Genomic DNA, 25,167 nt, shown 5'->3' with positions numbered 1-25,167 from the left:
TCCACATGAAAAAGGGGAGCCCTCGGGCTCCCCTTTTTGCATTCCGACCGCCTCAGGCGGGACGGTTGTTGGTGATCAGCGTACCGACGCCGGAGTCGGTGAAGATCTCCAGCAGCACCGCGTTGGGCACGCGGCCATCCACGATGTGCGCGCTGTGCACGCCACCCTGCACGGCTTCCAGGGCGCAGCGGATCTTCGGCAGCATGCCGCCGTAGATGGTGCCGTCGGCGATCAGGGCATCCACCTGCTCGGTGGACAGGCCGGTCAGCACCTTGCCCGACTTGTCCATCAGGCCGGCGATGTTGGTCAGCAGCATCAGCTTCTCGGCCTTCAGCGCCTCGGCCACCTTGCCGGCCACCAGGTCGGCGTTGATGTTGTAGGACTCGCCGTCCTTGCCCACGCCGATCGGCGCGATCACCGGGATGAAGTTGCCGTTCACCAGGCGGTTGATCAGTTCGGCGTTGATGCTTTCCACCTCGCCGACCTGGCCGATGTCGATGATTTCCGGCTGGGTCATTTCCGGGGTCTGGCGGGTCACCTTGAGCTTGCGGGCGCGAATCAGGTTCGCGTCCTTGCCGGTCAGGCCGAGGGCCTGGCCGCCGTGACGGTTGATCAGGTTGACGATGTCCTTGTTCACCTGGCCGCCGAGCACCATTTCCACCACGTCCATGGTGGCGCTGTCGGTGACGCGCATGCCGTCGATGAAGTGGCTCTCGATGGACAGGCGCTTGAGCAGGTCACCGATCTGCGGGCCGCCGCCGTGCACCACCACCGGATTGATGCCCACCGCCTTCATCAGCACGATGTCGCGGGCGAAGCCGGTCTTCAGCTCGTCGCTTTCCATGGCGTTGCCGCCGTACTTGATCACCAGCGTCTTGCCGACGAAGCGGCGAATGTAGGGCAGCGCCTCGGACAGGACCTTGGCGACTTGGGCGGCATCATCACGGCTGAGCATGCGGAACTCCGATGGAACCAATCAGGGTAGGGGGCGAATAACGGCAATTAGACGCCAGGGTGTCGGGAAAAGTCAGCGACGCCGCCTCAGAAAGGCAGCGTCAGGTCGGGGGCGACGCGTTGCAGGCGTTCGCGGAACACCGCCTGGATGCGCGCCAGTTCCTCGGCGTTCTCCGCCTCGAAGCGCAGCACCAGCACCGGTGTGGTGTTCGAAGCGCGCACCAGGCCCCAGCCGCGCGGGTAATCCACACGCACGCCGTCCAGGGTGGCCACATCGGCGTCGGCGCCCCAGTCGGACTCGGCCTGCAGGGCGGAAATGATGCCGAACTTGCTCTCGTCGGTGACCTTAACGTTGATCTCCGGCGTGGCCAGATCGCCCGGGAAGCCGGCGAACAGTTCATCGGCCGCCTGCGCCTGATGGCTGAGGATCTCCACCAGACGGGCACCGTTGTACAGGCCGTCGTCGAAGCCGAACCAGCGTTCCTTGAGGAACATGTGACCGCTCATCTCGCCGCCCAGCAGGGCGCCGGTTTCGCGCATCTTCTTCTTGATCAGCGAGTGGCCGGTCTTCCACATGCGCGGCTGGCCGCCGTGGCTGCGCACCTGCGCGGCCACATGGCGGGTGCACTTCACGTCGTAGATGACTTCCGCGCCAGGGTTGCGCGACAGCACGTCACGGGCGAACAGCATCAGCAGGCGGTCGGCGAAGATCATGTTGCCCCGCTCGGTGATGACCCCCACGCGGTCGGCGTCGCCGTCGAATGCCAGGCCCAGGTCGGCCTGTTCGGCGCGTACGCGCTCGATCAGGTCTTCCACGTTTTCCCGATGGCTCGGGTCCGGGTGGTGGTTGGGGAAGGTGCCGTCCACCTCGCAGAACAGCGGGATGACGGTGCAGCCGATGGCTTCGAACAATTCCTGCGCCACCACGCCGCCGATGCCATTGCCGCAGTCGATCACCACCTTCATGGGGCGCGCCAGCTTCACATCATTGCGGATGTAGTCCACATAGGCCGGCAGGATGTCGATCGCTTCCACGCGGCCCTGGCCGCTGGCCAGGTCACCGCTGTCGATACGGGTCTTGAGGGCGGTGATCTGCTCGTTGGCCAGGGTGTCGCCGGCCACCACGATCTTGAAACCGTTGTAGTCCGGCGGGTTGTGGCTGCCGGTGATCATGATGCCGGTGCGGCCGGGCAGGGTGTTGGTCGCGAAATACAGCACCGGAGTCGGCACCATGCCCAGGTTGCTGACCTGGCAGCCGCAATCCACCAGGCCGCGGATCAGCGCGTCGAGCAGCTCGGGGCCGGACAGGCGACCGTCGCGGGCCACGGCCACGCGCGGCTCGCCCTTGGCCAGGCTTTCCGAACCGACGGCGCGGCCCAGCCAGTAGGCGGTTTCGGCGTTCAGGGTCTGGCCGACGATGCCGCGCACGTCATAGGCGCGGAAGATGCTGGCCGGAAGGTTGGGTGCTTGCATGTCGAGTTCCTTTCAATGGCTGCCGGAATGGCCGAAACCACCCGCGCCGCGTTCACTGTTGTTGAATTCGTTGACCAGCTCGAAATGGGCCTGGACCACCGGCACCAGCACCAGCTGGGCCAGGCGCTCGCCGACCTTGAGGGTGAAGCTGTCGCTGCCACGGTTCCAGCAGGAGACCATCAGCTCGCCCTGGTAGTCCGAGTCGATCAGGCCGACCAGGTTCCCCAGCACGATGCCGTGCTTATGGCCCAGGCCCGAGCGCGGCAGGATCAGCGCGGCCAGGCCCGGATCGGCGATGTGGATGGACAGGCCGGTGGGAATCAGCACGGTCTGGCCGGGCTCCAGGGTGAGGTCGTCCTGGAGCATGGCGCGCAGGTCGAGGCCGGCGGAGCCGGGGGTGGCGTAGCTGGGCAGCGGGAAGTCGCTGCCCAGGCGGGGATCGAGGATCTTGGCTTGCAGGGCGTGCATGAAGGTCTCAGCGGGTTTGGTAGCGGTCGGCGATGAAGGCGATCAGCTGGCGGGCGATCTTGCCCTTGCTGGTCTGGGCGAAGGCGGTCTGCCGCAGTTGGCGGTCGATAACGGTGATAGCGTTCTCTTCGCTGTTGAAGCCGATGCTGGGGTTGGCGACGTCGTTGGCGACGATCAGGTCGAGGTTCTTGGCCTTGAGCTTGCCGGCGGCGTACTCGAGCAGGTTCTCGGTCTCGGCGGCGAAGCCGACGCTGAACGGGCGATCCGGGCGGCCGGCCAGGGTGGCGAGGATGTCCGGGTTGCGCACCATCTGCAGGTACAGGCCGTCGCCGCTGTTGGGGTCTTTCTTGAGCTTGTGCGCGGCCACCACTTCCGGGCGGTAATCGGCCACGGCGGCGGCGGCGATCAGGATATCGGCCGGCATGCTGGCTTCGCAGGCGGCCAGCATGTCACGGGCGCTGACCACGTCGATGCGCTGCACGCGGTCCGGGGTGGGCAGGAACACCGGACCGCTGACCAGCGTCACCTGGGCGCCGGCTTCCACCGCCGCTTCGGCGAGGGCGAAGCCCATCTTTCCGGAGCTGTGGTTGGTGATGTAGCGCACCGGGTCGATGTTTTCCTGGGTCGGGCCGGCGGTGATCAGCAGGCGCACGCCATCCAGCACGTTGCGCTGGAAGCAGTCGGCGGCCCGTTGCGCCAGATCGTCGGCTTCCAGCATGCGGCCCATGCCGATGTCGCCGCAGGCCTGGCTGCCGGCGCCGGGGCCGAACAGGCGAATGCCGCGCTGCTGGAGCAGTTCGGCGTTGGCCTGGGTGGCCGGGTCGCGCCACATGGCCTGGTTCATGGCCGGCGCCAGCGCCACCTGGGCGTCGGTGGCCAGCACCAGGGTGGTCAGCAGGTCGTTGGCGATGCCCTGGGCCAGGCGCGCCATCAGGTCGGCGGTGGCTGGGGCGATCAGCACCAGGTCGGCCCAGCGCGCCAGTTCGATGTGGCCCATCGCCGCTTCGGCGGCGGCGTCCAGCAGGTCCAGATGCACCGGGTGCCCGGACAGCGCCTGCAAGGTCAGGGGCGTGATGAACTCCCGGCCACCCTGGGTCATCACCACGCGCACCTCGGCGCCCTGGTCGCGCAACCGGCGCACCAGTTCGGCACTCTTGTAGGCGGCGATACCACCACCCACGCCCAGGACGATGCGTTTCCGATACAACCGCTGCATAGCCTGCCTTTTATAGAGGGATAAGGAGAGGGGGACGCGGCACGCTGCCGCGCATGCGGTGGGCTACGATAGCACAGCCCTCGGGGGGCTTCGGAGCGGTTAGCGGCGCGTTTTTTCCAGCCGGGAATACGGATTTCCCCCCCACGACGACAAGGAGACGTCATGAGCATTCGCAACTGGCCGGCGGCCGAGCGGCCACGGGAAAAACTGTTGGAACAGGGGCCGGCGGCGCTGTCGGATGCCGAACTGCTGGCCATTTTCCTGCGCACCGGCGTGGCCGGGCGCAGCGCCGTCGATCTGGCGCGGCACCTGCTCAGCGAGTTCGGCAGTTTACGGACCCTGCTGGAGGCGGATCTGCCCAGCTTCAGCGCCCATCTGGGCCTGGGGCCGGCCAAGTACGCGCAGCTGCAGGCCGTGCTGGAGATGTCGCGCCGGCATCTGGCGGAGCGTCTGCGCCGCGACTCGGCGCTGGAGAGCCCGCAGGCGGTGCGCGACTACCTCAAGGCGCAGCTGCGCCACGAGCAGCACGAGGTGTTCGGTTGCCTGTTCCTGGATGCGAAACATCGGGTGCTCGCCTACGAGGCGCTGTTTCGCGGCACCATCGACGGCGCCAGCGTCTATCCCCGACAGGTGGTCAAGCGTGCGCTGGTGCATAATGCCGCCGCGCTGATCCTCACCCACAACCATCCGTCCGGCGTAGCCGAGCCGAGCCAGGCGGACCGGGTGCTGACAGAGCGTCTCAAGGAGTCGCTGGCGCTGGTGGATGTGCGGGTGCTGGACCACTTCATCGTGGGTGACGGCGAGCCGCTGTCGATGGCCGAGCGGGGCTGGATGTGAGGGCTCGCCGTGTGTGGCGCGCCATGGCAATTCTTGCGAGCCACTAGACCTTCTGGTATAAAGCAGCGCTCTTTTCTGGGGGCCCGGTTCCTGCTCGCGCAGTGGCCGCCGAACGACCCCGGCGAATCTGGCGCCCAGCGCGTCAAAAGAAGCAGAGATCAAGCGGCCAACCCATGCCGGGTTGGGCATGTGGTTTATAGAGGGCTGAGGCATGTCGAGAGTCTGTCAAGTTACCGGTAAGGGTCCGGTAACCGGGAACAACATTTCCCACGCTAACAACAAAACCCGTCGTCGTTTCCTGCCGAACCTGCAGCACCACCGTTTCTGGGTCGAGTCCGAGAAGCGTTTCGTGCGTCTGCGTGTTTCCGCCAAGGGCATGCGCATCATCGACAAGCGCGGCATCGACGCAGTTCTGGCTGAACTGCGCGCCCGCGGCGAGAAGGTATAAGGAGACTGTCATGCGTGAACTGATCCGTTTGGTGTCCAGCGCCGGTACCGGCCACTTCTACACCACCGACAAGAACAAGCGCACCACTCCCGACAAGATCGAAATCAAGAAGTTCGATCCGGTTGTGCGCAAGCACGTGATGTACAAGGAAGCCAAGATCAAGTAATTGATCGGCTTTCGCTGAAAGAGCCCGCTTCGGCGGGCTTTTTCATGCCTGGGATTTTTGCATCAGGGGCGCCCTTTTCGGCGGCCAACTGCGTTGAACTCCTCCCCGCCGTTGCGGCCGACCGGTGGCCAACGGACGGCATGGGCAATCGTAGGGTGGTCAATGCCTCGCATTGGCCACCAACCCGCCGCAACGGCGGGCCGTTCAGCCCGCCAGTACCGACCGCAATGCCAGCAACTTGCTGCGATCCAGCTCCGCCAGCCTGGGCGTACCCACCAGCCCCAGCACGCGGCGCAGTTCCTGCTCCAGCAGGTTCAGCGCGTGGGCCGCGCCGGCCTGGCCGCCGACCGCCACGCCGAACAGGGTGGCGCGACCGAGCAGCACGGCGTCGGCGCCCAGCGCGCAGGCCTTGGCGATGTCGCTACCGCGGCGGATGCCGCTGTCCAGCAGGATGGCCAACTGGCCGCGCACGGCCTCGGCAATCGCCGGCAGGCAGTCGAGGGTCGCCGGCGCGCCATCCAGTTGGCGGCCGCCATGGTTGGTCACCACGATGCCGTCCAGGCCCATGGCCACGCAGCGGCGGGCGTCGGCGGCGGTCTGCACGCCCTTGAGGATCAGCCGGTGCGGCCAGCGCGTGCGCAGTTGCGCCAGGCTGTCCCAGCAGAGGCCCGTCTCCATCTTGTGGGCCATGAAGTGCGCGGCGCCGGCGGTGTTGCTGGCATCCGCCGGCAGATAGGGCAGCAGGTTGCCCATCTTCGGCATGCCCTGCGGCCACAGCGCCTGGCGAATCCAGCCCGGGTGGCGCAGCACGTCGAACTTGTTGCGCCAGGTGAGCTGCAGCGGGCGGGCGAAGTTGCGTCGGTCCCACTCGCGGTTGCCGATCAGCACCGCGTCGCTGGTCAGCAGCAGGGTGCGCACGCCGGCGGCCTCGGCGCGGCGCAGCAGGTCTTCCTGTACGTCGGCGTCATTGAGCCAGTAGAGCTGGAACCACAGCTCGCCATCCGGCACGGCGGCGGCCACTTCCTCCAGCGAGTTGCTGGACACGGTGCTCAGGCTGAATGGCACACCCTTGTCACGGGCGGCGCGGGCCAGGGCGATGTCGGCGTCCTTGTGCAGCATGCCGTTGAAGCCGGTCGGGCCGATGGCCAGCGGCAGCGGCCGGGTGGTGCCGAACAGCGGGCGGGAGGTGTCCAGCTCGGCGCAGGAGATCAGCGTCGAGGGGAGCAAGCCGATGTCGGCAAACGCCTGGCGGTTGCGGCGCAGGGTGATTTCTTCCTCGGCGCCGCCGGCCAGGTACTCCCAGGCGAAGTTCGGCAGCCGACAGCGGGCCATGTGTTCCAGTTCGGCGATGCTCTGGGCTTGATCGAAACGGGTGTCGGAGCGGTAGCGGCGCATGAATGATCCTGATACGGCAAGGCGGACGGCCGACAGGTTACCCGAGCGTGCCGCTGGTCGGCAGAGGCGTTACTGCCAAAGCGGGCGGCTAGGCTGAATCGTTTGATAAAACACACGCATAGACGGTTGCGTCAAAAATATTGAAAAGGCCGCGCCCTCTGCGTAGGGTTCGAGGCCGTAATCCCTTCAGAGGAACCTGCCATGAGCCAGACCCGCCAGGACTGGGAGCGTCGCGCCCGCGAGCTGCGCATCGAGACGCGTGCCTTCATCGACGGCCACTACCGCGCGGCGGTGGAGGGCGACACCTTCGACTGCCAGAGCCCGATCGACGGGCGCAGCCTCGGCCAGGTGGCCAGCTGCGGGGTGGCGGATGCCGAACTGGCTGTGCAGGTGGCGCGCGAGCGCTTCGAGTCCGGCGTCTGGTCGCGGCTGGCGCCGGTCAAGCGCAAGCAGGTGATGATCCGCTTCGCCGAACAGCTCGAGGCGCATCGCGAGGAGCTGGCGCTGCTGGAAACCCTGGACATGGGCAAGCCGATCACGGACGCGCTGAAGGTGGACATTCCCGCCGCCGCACGGGCGATCCGCTGGAGCGGCGAGGCGATCGACAAGCTCTACGACGAGGTGGCGGCCACCCCCCACGACGAGCTGGGGCTGGTCACCCGCGAGCCGATCGGCGTGGTGGCGGCCATCGTGCCCTGGAACTTCCCGCTGCTGATGGCCTGCTGGAAGCTCGGTCCGGCGCTGGCCGCCGGCAACTCGGTGGTGCTCAAGCCGTCGGAGAAGTCGCCGCTCACCGCGATCCGCGTCGCGCAGCTGGCGGTCGAGGCCGGCATTCCCTCCGGGGTGTTCAACGTGCTGCCCGGTTATGGCCACACCGTCGGCAAGGCGCTGGCCCTGCACATGGAGGTGGATTGCCTGGTGTTCACCGGCTCCACGCGCATCGCCAAGCAACTGATGATCTACGCCGGCGAGTCCAACATGAAACGCGTCTGGCTGGAGGCCGGCGGCAAGAGCCCGAACATCGTCTTTGCCGATGCGCCGGACCTGCAGGCCGCGGCCGAGGCGGCCGCCAGCGCCATCGCCTACAACCAGGGCGAGGTGTGTACCGCCGGCTCGCGCCTGCTGGTGGAAAACAGCATCAAGGACGACTTTGTCGCCCGGGTGGTGGAGGCCCTCAAGACCTGGCAGGTGGGGCACCCGCTGGACCCGGCCACCAAGGTCGGCGCCCTGGTGGACAAGCAGCAGATGGAAACCGTGCTCGGCTACATCGAGGCCGGGCATCGGGACGGCGCGAAGCTGCTATGCGGCGGCCAGCGGCTGCTGGAGGACAGCGGTGGCACCTACGTGGCGCCGACCCTGTTCGACGGCGTGGACAACGCCATGAAGATCGCCCGCGAGGAAATCTTCGGGCCGGTGCTCTCGGTGCTCGGCTTCGACAGCGACGAGGAGGCGGTGCGGATCGCCAACGACACGCCCTATGGCCTGGCGGCGGGTGTATGGACCAGCAACCTGTCGCGCGCCCATCGGGTGGCCAAGGCGCTGCGCGCCGGCAGCGTGTGGGTGAACCAGTACGACGGCGGCGACATGACCGCGCCGTTCGGCGGCTTCAAGCAGTCCGGCAATGGCCGAGACAAGTCGCTGCACGCTTTCGACAAGTACACCGAGTTGAAGGCGACCTGGATCAAGCTGTAGCAGCCCGCGCCCCGCCGCGCCGTGCCGGCGCGATGGTGGACAAGAACGGCGTTGTCCACCCTACGCCTGTCGCACCGCTCTCCACCGATCCACCCAGCGCGCCACGCGGCGCGGCATGGCGGGCGGCACGGCGCTGACCGGCCCACGATCCGCCAATCACAGCTACAGCATCTTCTCCAGCCCCAGCCGGCGCGCCAGCCAGGCGTGCAGGTGGCGCCACAGGCTGCCGGGCTCGCGGCGCAATGTTTTCAGCTCGCCATCCTCGTCGGTGGCCAGCCAGACCAGTCGGTCGCCGTCGAAGGCCACCTGGTAGCTCACACCGTGGCTCATACCCTCCAGCAACAGCTCGCGCACCTGTTCGGCCAGCGCCGGGCTGTCGACCAGCACCCCGACCTCGGTGTTCCACAGCACCGAGCGCGGATCGAAGTTGAACGAGCCGATGAACACCTTGCGCCGGTCGATGACCAGCGCCTTGCTGTGCAGGCTGGACTCCGACGAGCCGCCGAAGCTGTAGCTGCTTTCCTCGTCGGGCTGGCGCCGCAGCTCCCATAGCTGGATGCCAGCCTTGAGCAGACTGCGCCGGTAGGGCGCGTAGGCGCCGTGGACGATGGGCACATCGGTGGCTTCCAGCGAATTGGTCAGCAGGCGCACATCCACGCCGGCCCGGGCCGTCTGACTCAGGTTGAGCAGCCCCTGCCGCGCCGGAATGAAATAGGAGGACACCAGCAGCAGCTCCTCACGCATGTCCTGCAGGTGGGGCTCCAGCTGGGTGATCAGCAGCCATTCGGGATCCGGCTCGGCCTGGGCCAGCAGCTTGTTCGGCGCATCCCACAACGCCAGGCCGTGGGCCCAGGTGAGGGCCTTCAGCCAGTTTCCCAGCTGCGGCGCGTGGCGGTAGTCCACCAGGCGTGCGTAGCGCTGCGGGTCCTGCTGGCGGGCCCGGGCGATGTCGTTGGCCAGCCGCTTCCGCGCCTTGACGAGTTGCGGCGCCTCCGGCTCGCGGCGCAGGAAGTGCTTGAGCGGCACGCTCAGCCGGTGGTTCCAGTACTGGTCAAAGCTCACCGCCAGCTGCGCGGCCACCGGGCCGCCGGCCAGCAGGTCGATGTCGGTGAAGTTCAGGTAGGGCTCGGCATCGAAATACTCGTCGCCCAGGTTGCGCCCGCCCACGATGGCCAGGCTGCTGTCAGTCAGCCACAGCTTGTTGTGCATGCGCCGGTGCTGGCGGTTGAGGTTGAACAGCCGGCCGAGCAGGCGCGTGGGGCCGGTGGTGCGCCCCACGTGCAACGGATTGAACACGCGCACCTCGATGTTCGGATGCGCAGCCAGCACGGCGATCTCGTAGTCGCGGCCGTCGCTGGTCAGGTCATCGAGCAGGATGCGCACCCGCACGCCGCGGTCGGCCGCGGCCAGCAGTTCCTGCACCAGCAGGCCGGTGCTCAGGCCGTCGTGGAAGATGTAGTACTGCAGGTCCAGGCTGCTGCGCGCAGCGCGGATCAGCTCGGCGCGGGCGCGAAAGGCGTCGTCGCTGGCGGCCAGCAGGTAGAAACCGGAATGCCCGCGTGGCTGGCTGGTCGCCTCCCGGGCCAGCCGCTCGGACAGCGGCGAGTCGCCGGGCTGCAGCGCCTGGCTGGTGCGGGGCGGTTCGGCGAGGCTGGCACAGCCGGCCAGGCTCAGCAGGCCGAGCAGCAGGAGTAGGCGCACCGGGTTTCCTTTTCGGCGGGGCGGTCCTCTCAGCGTAGCGGCGGATTGGCGCTGTGCTGGCGACGCCAGGTGGCCGGGGGCACACCGAAGTGGTGGCGGAAGGCGCGATTGAGCGCCGCTTCCGAGCCGTAGCCGACGTCGGTGGCGATGCGCGCCAGCCCACGGCCTTCACGCAACTGGCGGGCCGCCAGCTGCAGACGCCAGGCGCACAGGTAGCGCATCGGCGGTTGTTCGAGCAGGTGCGTGAAACGCGCGGCGAACGCCGAGCGCGACAGGCCCACCGCGCGCGCCAGCGCCTCGGTGGTCCAGGGTCGGCCCGGTTCGCCGTGCAGCAGGGCCAGGGCGCGGCCGATCTGCGGGTCGCGCAGGCCGGCCAGCCAGCCGCTGTGCGTCTCGGGCAGGGTCTCCAGATAGCTGCGCACCGCCTCGATGAACAGCAGTTCGGCCAGGCGGGCGAGCACGGCGGCCGAGCCGGGGTGCTGGCCGGCCACTTCCGCGACGGCGCGGCGAAACGACAGGTCGATCCAGGTGCCCGGCGCCACGCGCAGGCCAAGGCTGGCCGGCAGCAGGCGCAGCAGCGGGTTGTCCGGCACCTCGCAGCCGATGAAGCCGCAGATCAGCCGCGTGCGCGCCCCGCCGCCGCCGTGGCGCAGGCGCGCCAGTCCGCCGCCCAGCGCGGGTTGCACCAGCGGCTCGATACGTTGCGCCGGCAGCCGTGGGTCGCTGCTCAGCACATGGGGCGGGTTGCGCGGCAGCAGGATGATCTCGCCGGCGCCCACCGCCAGCGGCGGCTGGCCGTCCAGGCCGAGCCACAGGCGACCGTCGAGCACGTAGTGGTAGGCCATCAGGCAGGCGGGTATCTGCCCGGGCAGCGGGCAGTCCTCGGGGCCGACCTGGGCGCGGATGCTCCAGGGTTCGGTGAACTCGGCCTGCAGGAAGGCACCCGCGCACAGGCGCACGGCTTCGAGCAGCTGGGACAGCGCATCCACAGGGGCCTCACGTTCATCGTCAGCCGGCGGCTGGATCAAGAATGCCGGCGGCCGGGCTATAGGCGGCCACCGGCCTCCTTTCTAACGTAGCACCCACGCGCCCGGCACGACGGCGCCGGACGCGACGACGGCTAGCATGAGGATTTCATCATGACCATGCGTGATCACCTGGGGCTGGCGATGTCCGGCGCCGACACCAACAGCCTGGCCTGCTACCAGAGCGCCCTGGCCCACTTCCAGTGTTACGTCGGCGACCCGCTGGCCGAGCTTGACGATGCCTTGGCGCAGCGCCCGGAGCTGCTCATGGCCCACGTGCTGAAGGCCTGGCTGAACCTGCTGGGCACCGAAGCCCAGGGCCTGGCGGTGGCCGCCGAGGCGCACCGCGCGGCCAGCGCCCTGCCGGGCAACGCCCGCGAGCGCGCCCACCTGGCGGCGCTCGGCGAACTGCTGGCCGGCCGCTGGCACGCCGCCGGCCGGGTGCTCGAGGACCTGAGCATCGCCTGGCCGCAGGACATCCTGGCCCTGCAGGCCGGCCATCTGATCGACTTCTACACCGGGCAGCAGCGCCTGCTGCGCGACCGCATCGCCCGGGCGCTGCCGGAGTGGCAGGCGGAGATGCCGGGCTATCACGCGCTGCTCGGCATGCACGCCTTCGGCCTGGAGGAAAACGCCGACTACGCCGGCGCCGAGCGCGCCGGGCGGCGCGCCGTGGAGCTGCAGCCGCGCGACGGCTGGGGCCAGCATGCGGTGGCCCATGTGCTGGAGATGCAGAACCGCACCGACGAGGGCATCGCCTGGATGCGCGAGCGGGTGCCGTACTGGGCCGGCGACAGCTTCTTCCAGGTGCACAACTGGTGGCACCTGGCGCTCTACCACCTGGATCGGGAAGAGATCGACGAGGTGCTGGCGCTGTTCGACGGGCCGATCTTCGGCGGCCGCTCCCCGCTGGCGCTCGACCTGGTGGATGCCTCGGCGCTGCTCTGGCGCCTGCAGCTGCTGGGCGTGGAGTTGGGCGCGCGCTGGCAGCCGCTGGCCGACCTGTGGGAGGCGCATGCCGATGCCGGCAACTATGCCTTCAACGATGCCCACGCGCTGATGGCGTTTCTCGGCGCCGGTCGCGACCCGGCCATCGAGCGGTTGTTCGCCGCCCAGCGGCGCGCCCTGGCCGGCGAGGGCGACAACCGGCAGTTCACCGCCGAGGTGGGCCAGCCGCTGTGCCAGGCCATCCAGGCTTTCGCCAGCGGCGAGTATGCCGAGTGCGTGCGTCTGCTGCGCCCGTTGCGCCTGATCGCCCAGCGCTTCGGCGGCAGCCACGCGCAGCGCGACCTGCTCGATCTGACCTTGCTGGAGGCGGCGCGCCGCAGCGGACAGGAGGCCCTGGCGCGGGCGCTGGTCAACGAGCGGCTGCAGCTGCGCCCGGACAGCCCGCAGACCCGCCGGCTGGCGCTGCGCCTGGCCCCGGCGCGTGCGGCATAGCCGTTACAGCAGTTCCTTCAGGCGATACCAGAGCATGCCCAGCGCCAGCAGGGGCGAGCGCAGGTGACGGCCGCCGGGGAACGTCAGGTGCGGCACCCGGGCGAACAGGTCGAAGCCGCCGCCCTGCTGGCCGGCGATGGCTTCGGCCAGCAGCTTGCCGGCCAGGTGGGTGGCGTTCAGGCCGTGGCCGGAGTAGGCCTGGGCGAAGTAGACGTTGTCCCGCCCCGGCAGGCGGCCGATCTGCGGCAGGCGGTTGGCGCCGATGCCGATCATGCCGCCCCACTGGAAGTCGATGCGCACGTCGGCCAGCTGCGGGAACACCTTGAGCATCTTGGGCCGCATGTAGGCGGCGATGTCTCGCGGGTCGCGGCCGGAATAGTGGCAGGCACCGCCGAACAGCAGGCGGTGATCGGCGGACAGACGAAAATAATCCAGCGCCACGCGCTGGTCGCACAGCGCCATGTTCTGCGGGATCAGCTGGCGGGCGCGCGCTTCGCCCAGCGGCTCGGTGGCGATGATGTAGCTGCCGGCGGGCAGCACCTTGCCGCCCAGGGTCGGCTCCAGGTCGCCCAGGTAGGCGTTGCCGGCCAGCACCAGGCTGTCGGCTTCCACCTGGCCATGCGGCGTGTGCACACGCACCCGGGCGCCGTAGTCCAGGCGGGTGACCGGCGACTGCTCGAACAGGCGCACGCCGAGCTGCGCGGCTGCGGCCGCCTCGCCCAGCGCCAGGTTGAGGGGGTGCAGGTGGCCCGAGCCCCGGTCGATCATGCCGCCCACGTAGCGTTGGGAGTCGATCACTTGCGGCAGCTCCGCCGCGTCGAGCAGGCGCAGCTCGTGCGGGTAGCCGAGGGCGAGCAGATCCTCGCGTTCGGCGGCGAAGTCCTCCAGATGCGCGGGCGTGTTGGCCAGGTCGCAATAACCCCAGGTCAGGTCGCAGTCGATGGCGTGGCGTTCGATGCGCCGGCGCACCAGCTGCACCGCCTCCAGCCCCATGCGCTTGAGTTCGCGCACGCCGTCGGCGCCGAGTTGGGGGGCGAAGCGTTGCAGGTCGTGGCCCAGGCCGCGAATGAGCTGGCCGCCATTGCGGCCGCTGGCGCCCCAGCCGATCTGCCGGGCCTCCAGGAGGATCACCGACAGGCCGCGCTCGGCCAGTTCCAGCGCGGTGTTCAGACCGCTGAAGCCGCCGCCGACGATGCACACATCGGCGCGCTGGCCGCCTTGCAGGGTGGGGAATTCCAGCGAGCGGTTGCGGCTGGCGGCGTAGTAGGACGGGGCGTGCAAGTGTGGCGGCGCGGCGCTCATGTGCGGAATTCCGTGGCGGCTGTGCGGGAATTTTTACGCAGGGTAGTCGCCACGCCGGCTCGCCGACAAGCTGTTATCCCGGAACCGGCAGTTGCAGGGTTTCTTTCAGCTCCTCCATGACGATGTAGCTCTTGGATTCGCGCACATGGGGCAGCTTGAGCAGGATGTCGCCGAGCAGCTTGCGGTAGGAGGCCATTTCCGAGATGCGCGCCTTGATCAGGTAGTCGAAGTCGCCGGACACCAGGTGGCACTCCAGCACCTGCGGCAGCTTGAGCACGGCGCGGCGGAATTCCTCGAAGATGTCCCCGGACTTGTAGGCCAGGTTGATTTCCACGAATACCAGCAGACCGGCCTTGAGCGTGTGGGGATTGAGCCGCGCGCTGTAGCCGAGGATCACCCCTTCGCGCTCCATGCGCCGCACCCGCTCGGTGCAGGGCGTGGTGGACAGACCGACCCGCTCGCCCAGCTCGGTGAAGGAAATCCGCCCCTCCTCCTGCAGGATGCGCAGGATGTGACGGTCGATCTTGTCCAGTTCACGACGCACCTGGTGTTCGCTGCGCATAGTGAATCTTCCTGTGTGAAGCGGATTGGCTGAAGGTTTATCGCCAATATAGTTCGCTAAATGGTGAATAACACCAGCCAGCAATTCGTAGACTCGGCTCATCACAAGTGGGCTCCAACAGCGGGGAGGTCGCGATGCGCGTACTGGTACTGGGTGGCGGTGTCATCGGCACGGCGAGTGCCTACTATCTGGCCCGTGAGGGCTTCGAGGTGGTGGTGGTCGACCGCCAGCCCGGGCCCGCGCTGGAAACCAGCTACGCCAACGCCGGCCAGGTGTCACCCGGCTATGCCGCGCCCTGGGCCGCGCCCGGCGTGCCGCTCAAGGCCATCAAGTGGCTGTTCCAGCGCCACGCGCCGCTGGCGATCCGCTTCACCGCCGACCCGGCCCAGTACCTGTGGATGGCGCGCATGCTGCGCAACTGCACGGCTGCGCGTTACGCGGTCAACAAGGAGCGCATGGTGCGCCTGGCCGAGTACAGCCGCGATTGCCTGGACGAGCTGCGCGCCGAAACCGGCATCGCCTACGAAGGGCGCCAGCTGGGCACTACCCAGCTGTTTCGCAGCCAGGCGCAGCTGGACGCGGCGGCCAAGGACATCGCCGTGCTGGAACGCAGCGGCGTGCCCTACGAACTGCTCGACCGCACCGGCATCGCCCGCGTCGAACCGGCGCTGGCGACGGTGACTGATCGGCTGGCCGGCGCCCTGCGCCTGCCCAACGATCAGACCGGCGACTGCCAGCTGTTCACCTCGCGGCTGGCCGAGCTGGCGCGCGGCCTGGGGGTGGAGTTCCGTTTCGGGTGCTCGCTGCAGCGCTTCGAGCAGCAAGGCGGGCGCATCACCGGCGCCTGGATCGATGGCCGCCTGGAGACCGCCGACCGCTATGTGCTGGCGCTGGGCAGCTACAGTCCGCAACTGCTCGCGCCGCTGGGCATCCGCCTGCCGGTCTACCCGCTCAAGGGCTACTCACTGACGGTGCCGATCAGCAATCCGGACGCAGCCCCTGCCTCGACCATCCTCGACGAGACCTACAAGATCGCCATCACGCGCTTCGACCAGCGCATGCGGGTCGGCGGCATGGCCGAGATCGCCGGCTATGACCTGCGGCTGAACCCGCGCCGGCGGCAAACCCTGGAGATGGTCACCCACGATCTCTACCCGCACGCCGGCGAGCTGGCGCGGGCCGAGTTCTGGACCGGCCTGCGTCCGGCCACCCCGGACGGCACGCCCCTGGTCGGCGCCACGCCGCTGGGCAATCTGTTTCTCAACACCGGACATGGCACCCTCGGCTGGACCATGGCCTGCGGCTCCGGGCGGCTGCTGGCTGACCTGCTGGCCCGCAAGCGGCCGCAGATCCGTACCGACGGGCTGGATCTATTCCGCTACACCGGTGGTGGCTCACGGGCCTCCGGCACTGGCGAGCCGCTGTCGGCGCACTGAACGGTTCCGCTAGACTGCGCCGACTTCCCCGCACCGGAGCCCGGTCATGTCCATTGAGCGTCTGCACGTCGCCTCGCGTTACAGCGAGGCGGTTATCCATAACGGCGTGGTGTACCTGTCCGGCCAACTGGCCGATGACCTGTCCGGCGACATCCGCCAGCAGACCCGCGAGACCCTCGCCGCCATTGACCGCCTGCTGACCGAGGCCGGCAGCGACAAGACCCGCATCCTGTCCGCCACCCTCTATCTGCGCGATATCGACGCCGACTACGCCGGCATGAACGCCGAATGGGACGCCTGGGTCGCTCCGGGCGCCGCGCCGGCGCGCGCCACGGTGCAGGCCCGCCTGTATGCCCCGGAGGTGCGGGTGGAGATCCAGATCGTCGCTGCGCAGGCGGGCTAGCGTCGTCCGGACTTCACGGCGACGGGCGCACGCAACGGCTGTTGTAAATACTGAACACTGTTGCCATGATACCGCGCACTTTTTGCCCGTCCCGTTCCGGAGGAGGAACCTGTCATTGGACGTCGGTGTTCGACTGCAATCCATTCGCAAGATGAAGGGTCTTTCCCAGCGTGAGCTGGCCAAGCGCGCCGGGGTGACCAACAGCACCATCTCGATGATCGAGAAGAACAGTGTCAGCCCCTCCATCAGTTCGCTGAAAAAGGTGCTGTCGGGCATTCCGATGTCGCTGGTGGAATTCTTCTCGCTGGACCTGCAGGAAGAAAACCGCACCCAGGTGGTCTACAAGGCCGACGAGCTGATGGACATCGGCGGCGGCTCGGTCGCCATGCGCCTGATCGGCAAGGCCTTCCCCAACCGCGCCCTGTCCATGCTCGACGAGACCTACCCGCCGAACAGCGACACCGGCGAGGAAATGCTCTACCACGAAGGCGAGGAAGCCGGCGTGCTGGTCGCCGGTCGCCTGGAACTCACGGTGGGCGACGAGGTGTACGTGCTGGAATGTGGCGACAGCTACTACTTCCAGAGCAACCAGCCGCACCGTTTCCGCAATCCCTATGAAGTACCCGCCCGGCTGATCAGCGCCACCACGCCGGCGAACTTCTGAAGCCCGCAAGGCCCGCGACGCCGCGGGCTGTGCGACGCAATGCCGCAACCCTGCATTGGCCGCGGGGTTGTTTCGGCGGGTCGGCCTTGCCGTTATACTGTCGCCCGCTCGCGAACCGTGGCCGCGAGCGTTTCTAGCCACGATGAGGGTGTAAGGTGAACTGGACTAAGAAGATTCTGGTGGCCAACGCTGCCGTATTGGCCCTGTGGGCGGTGAGCGCTCAGGCTACGACCAATGAAGCGATCGCCGAGCGTCTGAAGCCGGTGGGCGAAGTCTGCATCCAGGGTCAGGAGTGCAAGGGCGTGGGTGCCGTTGCCGCCGCCGCTGGTGGTGCCGCACGCAGTGGCGCCGACGTGGTCGCCAAATTCTGCAACGCGTGCCATGGCACCGGCCTGCTGAACTCGCCGAAGAACCATGACACCGCCGCCTGGAAGGCCCGTGCCGATGCCAAGGGTGGTCTGGACGGTCTGGTGAAGAGCGCCATCGCCGGCCTGAATGCCATGCCGCCGAAGGGCACCTGCAGCGACTGCTCCGATGACGAGATGCGCGCTGCCATTCAGGAAATGTCCGGCCTGTAAGCCGAGCTTCCTGCACGAAAAAGCCGCCCGAGGGCGGCTTTTTCGTTTGCGGGACGCAGGCCGCCGTGGCGGCGGCAATGGTGGACAGGGAAAGCGCTGTCCACCCTGCGTGTGAGCGACGCAGTCCTATGGCGGTCGGCGTCGTTCCGGCCGCCGTTCGGGGTCGCTTAATCGATGAACGTCACCTGGCCACCTTCCAGCGACTGGATACGCGCCAGAGACTCGATGCGCAGGCCCATGCCTTCAAGTTCGGCGCGACCGGGCTGGAAGGACTTTTCGATGACGATGCCCAGGCCGGCGACGCTGGCCCCGGCCTGCTGGATGATCGACACCAGCCCCTTGGCCGCCTGGCCGTTGGCGAGGAAGTCGTCGATCACCAGCACGCGGTCGCTCGGGCTCAGGTAGCGCGCGGCGACGGCGATGGTGCTCTCCACCTGCTTGGTGAACGAATACACCTGGGCGGTCAGCAGATCGTCCTTGAGGATCAGGGAGCGGTGCTTGCGGGCGAAGACCACCGGCACGCCCAGCTCCAGGCCAGCCATCACCGCGGGCGCGATGCCGGAGCTTTCCAGGGTCAGGATCCGGGTGACGCCGGCGTCGCGGAAACGCCGGGCGAATTCCTGGCCGATCTGATGCATCAGCAGCGGGTCGATCTGATGATTCAGGAAGGTATCGACCTTCAGTACCTGATCGGACAACACCACACCGGCGGTGCGGATCTTTTGTTTCAACAGTTCCACGGAGGGACTCCGGCTTCGCGAGAAAGCCGCGCATTCTCGCTGATTCCCCGTCGCGCCAAAAGCGGCCCGGACTTCAGCCGGTCTGTTTTTTTTGGACGGAATGTCCGCTTATTCCTTATTTGAATAAATAAATTTTTATTTATTCTTTTTCTTTTTCGTCACGCGGCGGCAGATTGGATCGCACTTCCTCACGACCCCCAGGAGTTGCAACCATGAGCATCCGCCTCGGCGACATCGCCCCCGACTTCGAACAGGAATCCAGCATCGGCCGCATCCGCTTTCACGAGTGGCTGGGCGACAGCTGGGGCATCCTGTTCTCCCACCCGGCCGACTTCACTCCGGTGTGCACCACCGAACTGGGCTTCACCGCCAAGCTGCAGGACGAATTCGCCAAGCGCAACGTCAAGGCCATCGCCCTGTCGGTGGACCCGGTGGATTCCCACATCCGGTGGATCGATGACATCAACGAGACCCAGAACACCCGGGTGAACTTCCCGATCCTGGCCGACGCCGACCGCGCTGTATCCGAGCTGTACGACCTGATCCACCCGAACGCCAGCGACACCCTGACGGTGCGCTCGCTGTTCGTCATCGACCCGAACAAGAAGGTGCGCCTGACCATCACCTACCCGGCCAGCACCGGTCGCAACTTTCACGAGATTCTGCGCGTGGTGGATTCGCTGCAGCTCACCGACAACTACAAGGTGGCCACCCCGGCCAACTGGCAGGACGGTGACGAGGTGGTGATCGTGCCGTCCCTGAAGGACGAGACCGAGCTCCGCGAGCGCTTCCCCAAGGGCTATCGCGCGGTGCGTCCGTACCTGCGTCTGACCCCGCAGCCCAACAAGTAGTCGGCCTTCCGGTGGCGCAGCGCTGTTCTCAGCCCTGCGCCTGCCAGAGGATCAGGTAACCCAGCCCCATCAGCAGCCAGCCGCCCAGCGGATGGAACAGCGTGCGCCACAGGCGGCTATGCGGATCGAAGCCGACGCCGTGGATGAAACCGCTGGAGATGCCCCACATCACCAGCATCAGCAGGCTGTGGCTGTAGCCGCCTTCGGCATCCAGCATGGCCGCCGGGTGGATCAGCAGCAGCAGCGCCAGCGGCGAGGCCAGCAGCAGGGAGGCGGCGCGGCTGGCGCCGCGTCGCAACCAGGGGCGGGTGTCACTCGCCACCGACGGTTTCCTCGTCGAGGTTCTGGGTGGTTTCCAGCCACAGGGCATTGATGATGCCGAAGCTGCACGCCAGCAGTACGCCGAGAATCCAGGCGAAATACCACATGTTCGTTCTCCTTGGCCCTGAGCGGGCGCGTCTGGCGGCCGGTGCGCACGGCTCCGGCCGCCGGGTTTCAGTACAGGCCGTGCGGGTTGGCGTCGATGGTCTGGCTGGTCACGCGGCCCCACATGCGGATGTAGCACCACAGGGTGTAGAGCAGGATCAGCGGCACGAAGAGGGCGGCCACCACCAGCATGATGCCCAGGGTCTTCTGGCTGGAAACCGCGTCCCAGAGCGTCAGGCTCGAGGCCGGATCGATGCTCGACGGGAACACGAAGGGGAACAGCGCGAAGCCGGCGGTGCAGAGGGTGCCGACGATCGCCAGGCTGCTGCCCAGGAAGGCCACGCCGCCACGGTTGAACTGCGCGCCGAGCAGCGCCAGCAGGCCGCCGGCCAGGCCGAGCAGCGGGGCGACGCGGGTCAGCGGGTACTGGGCGTAGTTGGCCAGCCAGCCGCTGTTATCCATGACCACCTGTTTGTGCAGCGGATTGAGCGCCAGGCCCAGGTCGGCGAAGCCGCCGGCCAGGCGCATGCCCGGCAGGCCGCCGAGGATCAGCCACAGGCCGGCGCCGCCGAAGGTCAGCAGGAACAGCAGGGCGCAGAGGCGGGTGGCCAGGCGCGAACGCTGGTGCAGCTCGGCGTCGGTGCGCAGCATCAGCCAGGCGCCGCCGTGGGCGCAGAGCATGCTCAGGCTGACCAGGCCGGCGAGCAGGGCGAACGGGTGCAGCAGGCCGAAGAACGAGCCTTCATAGCTGGAGCGCATCAACTCGTCGAGGCGGAAGGGCAGGCCGAGGAACAGGTTGCCGAAGGCCACGCCGAACAGCAGCGCCGGTACCGCGCCGCCGGTGAACAGCGCCCAGTCCCAGGCGTTGCGCCACTTCTGATTCTCCAGCTTGCTGCGGTAGTCGAAGCCGACCGGCCGGCAGAACAGCGCGAACAGCACCAGCAGCATCGCCCAGTACAGCCCGGAGAAGGCCACCGCGTAGACCATCGGCCAGGCAGCGAACAGCGCGCCGCCGGCAGTGATGAACCACACCTGGTTGCCATCCCAGTGGGGGGCGATGGTGTTGATCGCCGCGCGCCGCTCGTTGTCGGTCTTGCCAACGAAGGGCATCAGCGCCATGGCGCCCATGTCGAAGCCGTCGGTGAGGGCGAAGCCGATCAGCAGCACGCCGATCAGCACCCACCAGAGCAGTTTCAGGGTTTCGTAATCGAACATGGCAATCTCCTCAGGCCTTGGCCGCTTGGGCGGCGGCCAGACGCTCGAAGTGGTAGCGGCCGGTGTGCAGGCTGGACGGGCCGAGACGGGCGAACTTGATCATCAGGTACATCTCGATCACCAGCAGCAGGCTGTAGAAGGCAATCAGCGCGACCAGCGAACCCCAGACGTCGCCGCTGGACAGGCTGGAGGCCGACAGGTGGGTGGGCAGCACCTCGCCGATCGACCAGGGCTGGCGGCCGTGCTCGGCCACGTACCAGCCGGTCTGCGCGGCGATCCACGGCAGCGGCAGGGCCAGCAGGGCGAAGCGCAGCAGCCACGGCTTGTCCTCGGCGTTGCGCTTGACCGACGCCCAACTGGCCAGCACGAACAGCAGCAGCATCAGGAAGCCGGAGGCGACCATGATCCGGAAGGTCCAGAACAGGCTGGGCACATGCGGGATGGTGTCCAGCGCGGCCAGCTTGATCTGCTCCTCGCTCGCGTCCACCACGTTGGCGGTGTACTTCTTCAGCAGCAGGCCGTAGCCCAGGTCCTGCTTGACCTCGTTGAAGGCGGCGATGGCTTCCGGCGACTTGTCACCGGCGCGCAGCGCCTCGAGCCGCGCATAGGCGGTCATGCCGTTGCGAATGCGCCCCTCGTGCTCGGCGATCAGGTCCTTGATGCCCTTGACCTCCTCGTCCAGCGAGCGGGTGGCGATCAGCCCCAGCGCGTAGGGGATCTTCACCGCGTAGTCGGTGCGCATCTCCTCCTGGTTGGGCAGGCCGAACAGGGTGAAGCTGGCTGGCGCCGGGTGGGTGTCCCATTCGGCCTCGATGGCGGCCAGCTTGGTCTTCTGCACGTCGCCGATTTCGTAGCCGGATTCATCGCCAAGAATGATCACCGACAGCGACGCAGCCAGGCCGAACACCGCGGCGATGGCGAACGAACGGCGGGCGAAGCCGAGGTCGCGCTTCTTCAGCAGGTACCAGCTGGAGATCGCCAGCACGAAGATCGCGCCGGTGACGTAGCCGGCCGACACGGTGTGCACGAACTTGACCTGCGCCACCGGGTTGAACAGCAGGGCGCCGAAATCCACCAGCTCCATGCGCATGGTCTCGAAGTTGAACTCCGAGCCGACCGGGTTCTGCATCCAGCTGTTGGCGATCAGGATCCACAGCGCCGACAGGTTGGAACCCAGCGCCACCAGCCAGGTGACAGCCAGGTGCTGCACCTTGGAGAGGCGGTCCCAGCCGAAGAAGAACAAGCCGATGAAGGTCGATTCGAGGAAGAACGCCATCAGCCCCTCGATGGCCAGTGGCGCGCCGAAGATGTCACCCACGTAGTGGCTGTAGTAGGCCCAGTTGGTGCCGAACTGGAATTCCATGGTCAGGCCGGTGGTGACGCCCAGGGCGAAGTTGATGCCGAACAGCTTGCCCCAGAACTTCACCATGTCCTTGTAGACCTGCTTGCCGGTCATCACATAGACCGACTCCATGATGGCCAGCAGGAAGGCCAGCCCCAGGGTCAGGGGCACGAACAGAAAGTGGTACATCGCGGTCATGGCAAATTGCAGACGCGACAGGTCGACGACGGTTTCCGAGATCATCTCGGCGCCTCCTCGGGTGGGACGGAAAGGAATTACGGCTGCGTTGCGGGGCCGAACAGACGTTCGCTGACGCGCTCGCTGCCATTGACCGGCACGGTGGGTTCAGTGAACCAGACCGCCTTGAGGGTGAGCAGGATGGCCAGCTTGATCAGCAGGATGATGCCGATCTCGCGAACCAGCCGGGTTTGCCAGGGGGATTGCGGAGAGGGTTGCGACATGACGGAGCTCCTGAAACGGCTTGCCACCGGGGTACGGCGAACCCTGGCTCGGCGAGTCAGATCCGGGGTTCCGGTTGCAGGCGTTGGCTCGTCCATGCATCGCATCGAAGCAGGTGCACAGGCGAAACGGTATACGGAGCGGATTGTACTCCTGGGGGTATGTGTTGGGGGCGGGCGGGGCATTTGGTCGCAGCGCGACGGCGTGCAGCGCTCTGGTATCTGGCAAGCGGAAAGTAGAAGGCCCCGCATTCACGGGGCCTTCGGTTCACTTCACCAATCGCCAACAGAGTGGATAACGGTAGGCCGCCCCGTCGTTGGCCTTGATACCGGCGATGATGGTGACGACCAGCGCAAACACGCCGACCAGCACCATCAGCGGAAAGCCGATCAGAATCCAGGCCAGCAGCCCGCAGATCATGAAGGCCACGCTGACCGTGATCTGGAAATTCAGCGCTTCCTTGCCCTGCTGGTCGACGAAGGGGTCGAGGTCCTTCTTCAGTTGCCAGACGATCAGCGGCCCGATCACGTTGCCGATCATCGGCGCCAGGAACCAGGCGAACGCCGCGTAATGGCAGAGCATCGCCCAGCGGCGGGCGTCCGGGCCGGGTGGCGGAATCAGGGACTGGTCGTCATGCATGATGGCTTACTCGGTTTCCAGGGCGACGCGCTGCAGGGCGAACAGTTCGTGCAGGCCGTCGCGGGCCAGTGCCAGCATGGCGCTCAGTTCCTCGGGCTGGAACGGCTCGCCCTCGGCGGTGCCCTGCACTTCGATGAAGCCGCCGGCGCTGGTCATCACCACGTTGAGGTCGGTCTCGGCGGCGGAATCCTCCAGATAGTCCAGGTCGAGCACCGGCTCGCCCTGGTAGATACCCACGGAGACGGCGGCGACCATCTGCTTGAGCGGGTCCTGCTTGAGCTGGCCGCGCTTCTTCATGGCGGCCAGGGCGTCGACCAGCGCCACCATGGCGCCGGTGATCGAGGCGGTGCGGGTGCCGCCGTCGGCCTGGATCACGTCGCAGTCGACGTACAGGGTGTTTTCGCCCAGCTTGCCCATGTCCAGCGCCGCGCGCAGCGAGCGACCGATCAGGCGCTGGATCTCCAGGGTGCGACCGCCCTGCTTGCCACGGCTGGCTTCGCGCTGGGTGCGCTCACCGGTCGCACGCGGCAGCATGCCGTACTCGGCGGTCAGCCAGCCCTGGCCCTGGCCCTTGAGGAAGCGCGGCACGCCGCTTTCGACGCTCACCGTACAGATGACCTTGGTGTCGCCGAACTCCACCAGCACCGAGCCCTCGGCGTGCTTGGTGTAGTGGCGGGTGAGGCGAATCGCGCGCAGCTCGGTGGCGGCGCGGCCGCTGGGTCGCTTCATGGGTACGTCCTGCTGGGAATGAAATCAGCCGGCATTATAGGTGTCTGACGCAGCGAAGACAGTCTCGCCGTGGGCGATGTGGTCGCACTGCGCTACAATTCCGCCCCTTTCGCAACCCGACCCCCGAGAGGTAAGCCCATGGTGCACAGCATGACCGCCTTCGCCCGCAGCGAGCGCGCGGGGGCCTATGGCACCCTGAGCTGGGAGCTGCGTTCGGTCAACCACCGCTATCTGGAACCGCATCTGCGCCTGCCGGATGCCTTCCGCGACCTGGAAGGCCCGGTGCGCGAGGCGCTGCGCCAGGGCCTGTCGCGTGGCAAGGTGGAATGCACCCTGCGCTTCACCGAAGCCGGCAGCGGCCAGTCGCTGCAGGTCGACCGCGAGCGCGCCGCGCAGCTGATCACCGCCGCCGAGGAGGTGGCCGCGCTGATTCGCCAGCCCGCCTCGATCAATCCGTTGGAAGTGCTGGGCTGGCCGGGCGTGCTGGTCGGTGACGCCACCGATCCGCAGGCGCTGAATGCCGCCGCGCTGGAGCTGTTCGGCGAGGCACTGGCCCAGCTGCGCGAAGGCCGCGCGCGGGAAGGCGCCGAGCTGGCGCGCCTGCTGGAGGAGCGTCTGGATGCCATCCGCGCCGAAGTCGCCACGCTGCGCGAGCAGGTGCCGCAGATGCTCGGCCTGCAGCGCCAGAAGATCCTCGACCGCTTCGCCGAGCTGAAGCTGGAGGCGGACGGCCAGCGCCTGGAGCAGGAGCTGGTGATGCTGGCGCAGAAGAGTGACGTGGCCGAGGAGCTGGACCGGCTGAACACCCATGTCGGCGAGGTGCGCCGCGTGCTCAGGTCCGGCGGCGCCGCCGGCCGGCGTCTGGACTTCCTGATGCAGGAGCTCAACCGCGAGGCCAACACCCTGGGCTCCAAGGCCTACGACCCGCGCAGCACCCAGGCGGCAGTGAATCTCAAAGTGCTGATTGAACAGATGCGCGAACAAGTGCAGAACATCGAGTAACGAG

27 protein-coding genes and 1 pseudogene are annotated in these 25,167 nt (G+C 67.5%); 11 read left to right on the top strand and 17 right to left on the bottom strand.

Annotated features, from left to right (window positions below; genetic code table 11):
• Window positions 1-52 precede the first annotated feature (52 nt).
• The 4 genes and pseudogenes from argB to coaBC all read right to left on the bottom strand — a co-directional run bounded on the left by argB (window position 53) and on the right by coaBC (window position 4,111).
• Complete coding sequence (gene argB / locus SF06_RS10700) at window positions 53-955, bottom strand: acetylglutamate kinase (protein ID WP_039561327.1); 903 nt, start codon at window positions 953-955, stop codon at window positions 53-55.
• Between the two features lie 86 nt (window positions 956-1,041).
• A pseudogene (locus SF06_RS10695) lies at window positions 1,042-2,424 on the bottom strand (phosphomannomutase/phosphoglucomutase); the annotation flags it as partial.
• Window positions 2,425-2,439: 15 nt separating this feature from the next.
• Window positions 2,440-2,895: a dUTP diphosphatase gene (gene dut, locus SF06_RS10690; RefSeq protein ID WP_039561323.1), complete on the bottom strand. Its 456-nt coding sequence runs from the start codon at window positions 2,893-2,895 to the stop codon at window positions 2,440-2,442.
• 7 nt (window positions 2,896-2,902) lie between these two features.
• Window positions 2,903-4,111, bottom strand: a complete 1,209-nt coding sequence (gene coaBC, locus SF06_RS10685) for a bifunctional phosphopantothenoylcysteine decarboxylase/phosphopantothenate--cysteine ligase CoaBC (protein ID WP_039561321.1) — start codon at window positions 4,109-4,111, stop codon at window positions 2,903-2,905.
• Window positions 4,112-4,273: 162 nt separating this feature from the next.
• Here coaBC and radC point away from each other — a divergent pair, with 162 nt between their 5' ends.
• From radC to rpmG, 3 genes are all read left to right on the top strand, one after another.
• Window positions 4,274-4,948 (top strand): RadC family protein, encoded by a 675-nt coding sequence (gene radC, locus SF06_RS10680; protein WP_039561318.1) that lies wholly within the window; start codon window positions 4,274-4,276, stop codon window positions 4,946-4,948.
• Between the two features lie 211 nt (window positions 4,949-5,159).
• A complete protein-coding gene (gene rpmB / locus SF06_RS10675; protein ID WP_027590190.1) occupies window positions 5,160-5,396 on the top strand; it encodes a 50S ribosomal protein L28 in 237 nt (78 codons plus the stop codon).
• A gap of 10 nt (window positions 5,397-5,406) precedes the next feature.
• Window positions 5,407-5,562, top strand: a complete 156-nt coding sequence (rpmG, locus tag SF06_RS10670; protein WP_003464575.1) for a 50S ribosomal protein L33 — start codon at window positions 5,407-5,409, stop codon at window positions 5,560-5,562.
• Window positions 5,563-5,766: 204 nt separating this feature from the next.
• Here the strand turns inward: rpmG and SF06_RS10665 are convergent, their stop codons facing one another.
• The gene (locus SF06_RS10665; RefSeq protein ID WP_039561310.1) at window positions 5,767-6,957 is read right to left on the bottom strand and encodes an alpha-hydroxy acid oxidase; all 1,191 of its coding nucleotides are present in this window, start codon (window positions 6,955-6,957) and stop codon (window positions 5,767-5,769) included.
• Window positions 6,958-7,158: 201 nt separating this feature from the next.
• On the opposite strand from SF06_RS10665, the gene SF06_RS10660 reads away from it, so the two are divergent.
• Entirely contained in the window at window positions 7,159-8,649 is a 1,491-nt protein-coding gene (locus SF06_RS10660) for an aldehyde dehydrogenase (RefSeq protein WP_027590188.1), read from the top strand.
• A 162-nt stretch (window positions 8,650-8,811) separates the two neighbouring features.
• On the opposite strand, the gene SF06_RS10655 is transcribed toward SF06_RS10660, so the two are convergent.
• Together SF06_RS10655 and SF06_RS10650 are read right to left on the bottom strand one after the other, a co-directional pair.
• Window positions 8,812-10,350 (bottom strand): phospholipase D family protein, encoded by a 1,539-nt coding sequence (locus SF06_RS10655; protein ID WP_039561308.1) that lies wholly within the window; start codon window positions 10,348-10,350, stop codon window positions 8,812-8,814.
• Window positions 10,351-10,379: 29 nt separating this feature from the next.
• Window positions 10,380-11,339: an AraC family transcriptional regulator gene (locus SF06_RS10650; RefSeq protein WP_039561306.1), complete on the bottom strand. Its 960-nt coding sequence runs from the start codon at window positions 11,337-11,339 to the stop codon at window positions 10,380-10,382.
• A gap of 150 nt (window positions 11,340-11,489) precedes the next feature.
• Here SF06_RS10650 and SF06_RS10645 point away from each other — a divergent pair, with 150 nt between their 5' ends.
• A complete protein-coding gene (locus tag SF06_RS10645) occupies window positions 11,490-12,815 on the top strand; it encodes a tetratricopeptide repeat protein (protein ID WP_039561304.1) in 1,326 nt (441 codons plus the stop codon).
• Window positions 12,816-12,818: 3 nt separating this feature from the next.
• On the opposite strand, the gene SF06_RS10640 is transcribed toward SF06_RS10645, so the two are convergent.
• Complete coding sequence (locus SF06_RS10640) at window positions 12,819-14,117, bottom strand: NAD(P)/FAD-dependent oxidoreductase (RefSeq protein ID WP_039561302.1); 1,299 nt, start codon at window positions 14,115-14,117, stop codon at window positions 12,819-12,821.
• A 73-nt stretch (window positions 14,118-14,190) separates the two neighbouring features.
• The gene (locus SF06_RS10635) at window positions 14,191-14,679 is read right to left on the bottom strand and encodes an Lrp/AsnC ligand binding domain-containing protein (RefSeq protein WP_027591898.1); all 489 of its coding nucleotides are present in this window, start codon (window positions 14,677-14,679) and stop codon (window positions 14,191-14,193) included.
• A 134-nt stretch (window positions 14,680-14,813) separates the two neighbouring features.
• Between SF06_RS10635 and SF06_RS10630 the strand changes: the two genes are divergently transcribed.
• From SF06_RS10630 to SF06_RS10615, 4 genes are all read left to right on the top strand, one after another.
• Window positions 14,814-16,115 (top strand): D-amino acid dehydrogenase, encoded by a 1,302-nt coding sequence (locus tag SF06_RS10630; RefSeq protein ID WP_039561300.1) that lies wholly within the window; start codon window positions 14,814-14,816, stop codon window positions 16,113-16,115.
• A 46-nt stretch (window positions 16,116-16,161) separates the two neighbouring features.
• A complete protein-coding gene (locus SF06_RS10625) occupies window positions 16,162-16,518 on the top strand; it encodes a RidA family protein (RefSeq protein ID WP_039561298.1) in 357 nt (118 codons plus the stop codon).
• 115 nt (window positions 16,519-16,633) lie between these two features.
• The gene (locus SF06_RS10620; protein ID WP_027591315.1) at window positions 16,634-17,182 is read left to right on the top strand and encodes a cupin domain-containing protein; all 549 of its coding nucleotides are present in this window, start codon (window positions 16,634-16,636) and stop codon (window positions 17,180-17,182) included.
• Between the two features lie 155 nt (window positions 17,183-17,337).
• Window positions 17,338-17,760 (top strand): c-type cytochrome, encoded by a 423-nt coding sequence (locus SF06_RS10615; RefSeq protein WP_027591314.1) that lies wholly within the window; start codon window positions 17,338-17,340, stop codon window positions 17,758-17,760.
• A gap of 167 nt (window positions 17,761-17,927) precedes the next feature.
• On the opposite strand, the gene xpt is transcribed toward SF06_RS10615, so the two are convergent.
• On the bottom strand, window positions 17,928-18,500 hold the full coding sequence (gene xpt / locus SF06_RS10610) for a xanthine phosphoribosyltransferase (protein ID WP_027591313.1): 573 nt from the start codon (window positions 18,498-18,500) through the stop codon (window positions 17,928-17,930).
• A 212-nt stretch (window positions 18,501-18,712) separates the two neighbouring features.
• On the opposite strand from xpt, the gene SF06_RS10605 reads away from it, so the two are divergent.
• The gene (locus SF06_RS10605) at window positions 18,713-19,351 is read left to right on the top strand and encodes a peroxiredoxin (RefSeq protein WP_039561296.1); all 639 of its coding nucleotides are present in this window, start codon (window positions 18,713-18,715) and stop codon (window positions 19,349-19,351) included.
• Window positions 19,352-19,379: 28 nt separating this feature from the next.
• On the opposite strand, the gene SF06_RS10600 is transcribed toward SF06_RS10605, so the two are convergent.
• From SF06_RS10600 to rph, 7 genes are all read right to left on the bottom strand, one after another.
• Entirely contained in the window at window positions 19,380-19,673 is a 294-nt protein-coding gene (locus SF06_RS10600) for a cyd operon YbgE family protein (RefSeq protein WP_052199784.1), read from the bottom strand.
• Window positions 19,663-19,779: a cytochrome bd-I oxidase subunit CydX gene (cydX, locus tag SF06_RS17835; protein ID WP_027591310.1), complete on the bottom strand. Its 117-nt coding sequence runs from the start codon at window positions 19,777-19,779 to the stop codon at window positions 19,663-19,665. The genes SF06_RS10600 and cydX overlap by 11 nt, the downstream gene beginning before the upstream one ends.
• A gap of 67 nt (window positions 19,780-19,846) precedes the next feature.
• Window positions 19,847-20,992, bottom strand: a complete 1,146-nt coding sequence (gene cydB, locus SF06_RS10590) for a cytochrome d ubiquinol oxidase subunit II (RefSeq protein WP_039561294.1) — start codon at window positions 20,990-20,992, stop codon at window positions 19,847-19,849.
• A 10-nt stretch (window positions 20,993-21,002) separates the two neighbouring features.
• Window positions 21,003-22,577: a cytochrome ubiquinol oxidase subunit I gene (locus tag SF06_RS10585; protein ID WP_039561290.1), complete on the bottom strand. Its 1,575-nt coding sequence runs from the start codon at window positions 22,575-22,577 to the stop codon at window positions 21,003-21,005.
• A gap of 32 nt (window positions 22,578-22,609) precedes the next feature.
• Window positions 22,610-22,795: a cytochrome oxidase putative small subunit CydP gene (cydP, locus tag SF06_RS10580; RefSeq protein ID WP_039561288.1), complete on the bottom strand. Its 186-nt coding sequence runs from the start codon at window positions 22,793-22,795 to the stop codon at window positions 22,610-22,612.
• 265 nt (window positions 22,796-23,060) lie between these two features.
• A complete protein-coding gene (locus SF06_RS10575; protein ID WP_039561287.1) occupies window positions 23,061-23,432 on the bottom strand; it encodes a DUF4870 domain-containing protein in 372 nt (123 codons plus the stop codon).
• A 6-nt stretch (window positions 23,433-23,438) separates the two neighbouring features.
• The gene (gene rph, locus SF06_RS10570) at window positions 23,439-24,161 is read right to left on the bottom strand and encodes a ribonuclease PH (protein ID WP_039561285.1); all 723 of its coding nucleotides are present in this window, start codon (window positions 24,159-24,161) and stop codon (window positions 23,439-23,441) included.
• Between the two features lie 138 nt (window positions 24,162-24,299).
• Between rph and SF06_RS10565 the strand changes: the two genes are divergently transcribed.
• Entirely contained in the window at window positions 24,300-25,163 is an 864-nt protein-coding gene (locus SF06_RS10565) for a YicC/YloC family endoribonuclease (RefSeq protein WP_027591304.1), read from the top strand.
• Window positions 25,164-25,167: the final 4 nt, after the last annotated feature.

Origin of the sequence: Pseudomonas flexibilis (genome assembly GCF_000802425.1) — a bacterium.
GTDB classification, from domain to species: domain Bacteria; phylum Pseudomonadota; class Gammaproteobacteria; order Pseudomonadales; family Pseudomonadaceae; genus Serpens; species Serpens flexibilis.
The sequence above is the reverse complement of the archived record's forward strand: the minus strand, read 5'-3'. Positions and strand labels throughout refer to the sequence as shown.

Bases quoted from the DNA above. Each gene is read 5' to 3' on its own strand.
- argB (WP_039561327.1), bottom strand. From the start codon at position 955: ATGCTCAGCCGTGATGATGCCGCCCAAGTCGCCAAGGTCCTGTCCGAG.
- dut (WP_039561323.1), bottom strand. From the start codon at position 2,895: ATGCACGCCCTGCAAGCCAAGATCCTCGATCCCCGCCTGGGCAGCGAC.
- coaBC (WP_039561321.1), bottom strand. From the start codon at position 4,111: ATGCAGCGGTTGTATCGGAAACGCATCGTCCTGGGCGTGGGTGGTGGT.
- radC (WP_039561318.1), top strand. From the start codon at position 4,274: ATGAGCATTCGCAACTGGCCGGCGGCCGAGCGGCCACGGGAAAAACTG.
- rpmB (WP_027590190.1), top strand. From the start codon at position 5,160: ATGTCGAGAGTCTGTCAAGTTACCGGTAAGGGTCCGGTAACCGGGAAC.
- rpmG (WP_003464575.1), top strand. From the start codon at position 5,407: ATGCGTGAACTGATCCGTTTGGTGTCCAGCGCCGGTACCGGCCACTTC.
- SF06_RS10665 (WP_039561310.1), bottom strand. From the start codon at position 6,957: ATGCGCCGCTACCGCTCCGACACCCGTTTCGATCAAGCCCAGAGCATC.
- SF06_RS10660 (WP_027590188.1), top strand. From the start codon at position 7,159: ATGAGCCAGACCCGCCAGGACTGGGAGCGTCGCGCCCGCGAGCTGCGC.
- SF06_RS10645 (WP_039561304.1), top strand. From the start codon at position 11,490: ATGACCATGCGTGATCACCTGGGGCTGGCGATGTCCGGCGCCGACACC.
- SF06_RS10640 (WP_039561302.1), bottom strand. From the start codon at position 14,117: ATGAGCGCCGCGCCGCCACACTTGCACGCCCCGTCCTACTACGCCGCC.
- SF06_RS10635 (WP_027591898.1), bottom strand. From the start codon at position 14,679: ATGCGCAGCGAACACCAGGTGCGTCGTGAACTGGACAAGATCGACCGT.
- SF06_RS10630 (WP_039561300.1), top strand. From the start codon at position 14,814: ATGCGCGTACTGGTACTGGGTGGCGGTGTCATCGGCACGGCGAGTGCC.
- SF06_RS10625 (WP_039561298.1), top strand. From the start codon at position 16,162: ATGTCCATTGAGCGTCTGCACGTCGCCTCGCGTTACAGCGAGGCGGTT.
- SF06_RS10605 (WP_039561296.1), top strand. From the start codon at position 18,713: ATGAGCATCCGCCTCGGCGACATCGCCCCCGACTTCGAACAGGAATCC.
- cydX (WP_027591310.1), bottom strand. From the start codon at position 19,779: ATGTGGTATTTCGCCTGGATTCTCGGCGTACTGCTGGCGTGCAGCTTC.
- cydB (WP_039561294.1), bottom strand. From the start codon at position 20,992: ATGTTCGATTACGAAACCCTGAAACTGCTCTGGTGGGTGCTGATCGGC.
- SF06_RS10585 (WP_039561290.1), bottom strand. From the start codon at position 22,577: ATGATCTCGGAAACCGTCGTCGACCTGTCGCGTCTGCAATTTGCCATG.
- cydP (WP_039561288.1), bottom strand. From the start codon at position 22,795: ATGTCGCAACCCTCTCCGCAATCCCCCTGGCAAACCCGGCTGGTTCGC.
- SF06_RS10575 (WP_039561287.1), bottom strand. From the start codon at position 23,432: ATGCATGACGACCAGTCCCTGATTCCGCCACCCGGCCCGGACGCCCGC.
- rph (WP_039561285.1), bottom strand. From the start codon at position 24,161: ATGAAGCGACCCAGCGGCCGCGCCGCCACCGAGCTGCGCGCGATTCGC.
- SF06_RS10565 (WP_027591304.1), top strand. From the start codon at position 24,300: ATGGTGCACAGCATGACCGCCTTCGCCCGCAGCGAGCGCGCGGGGGCC.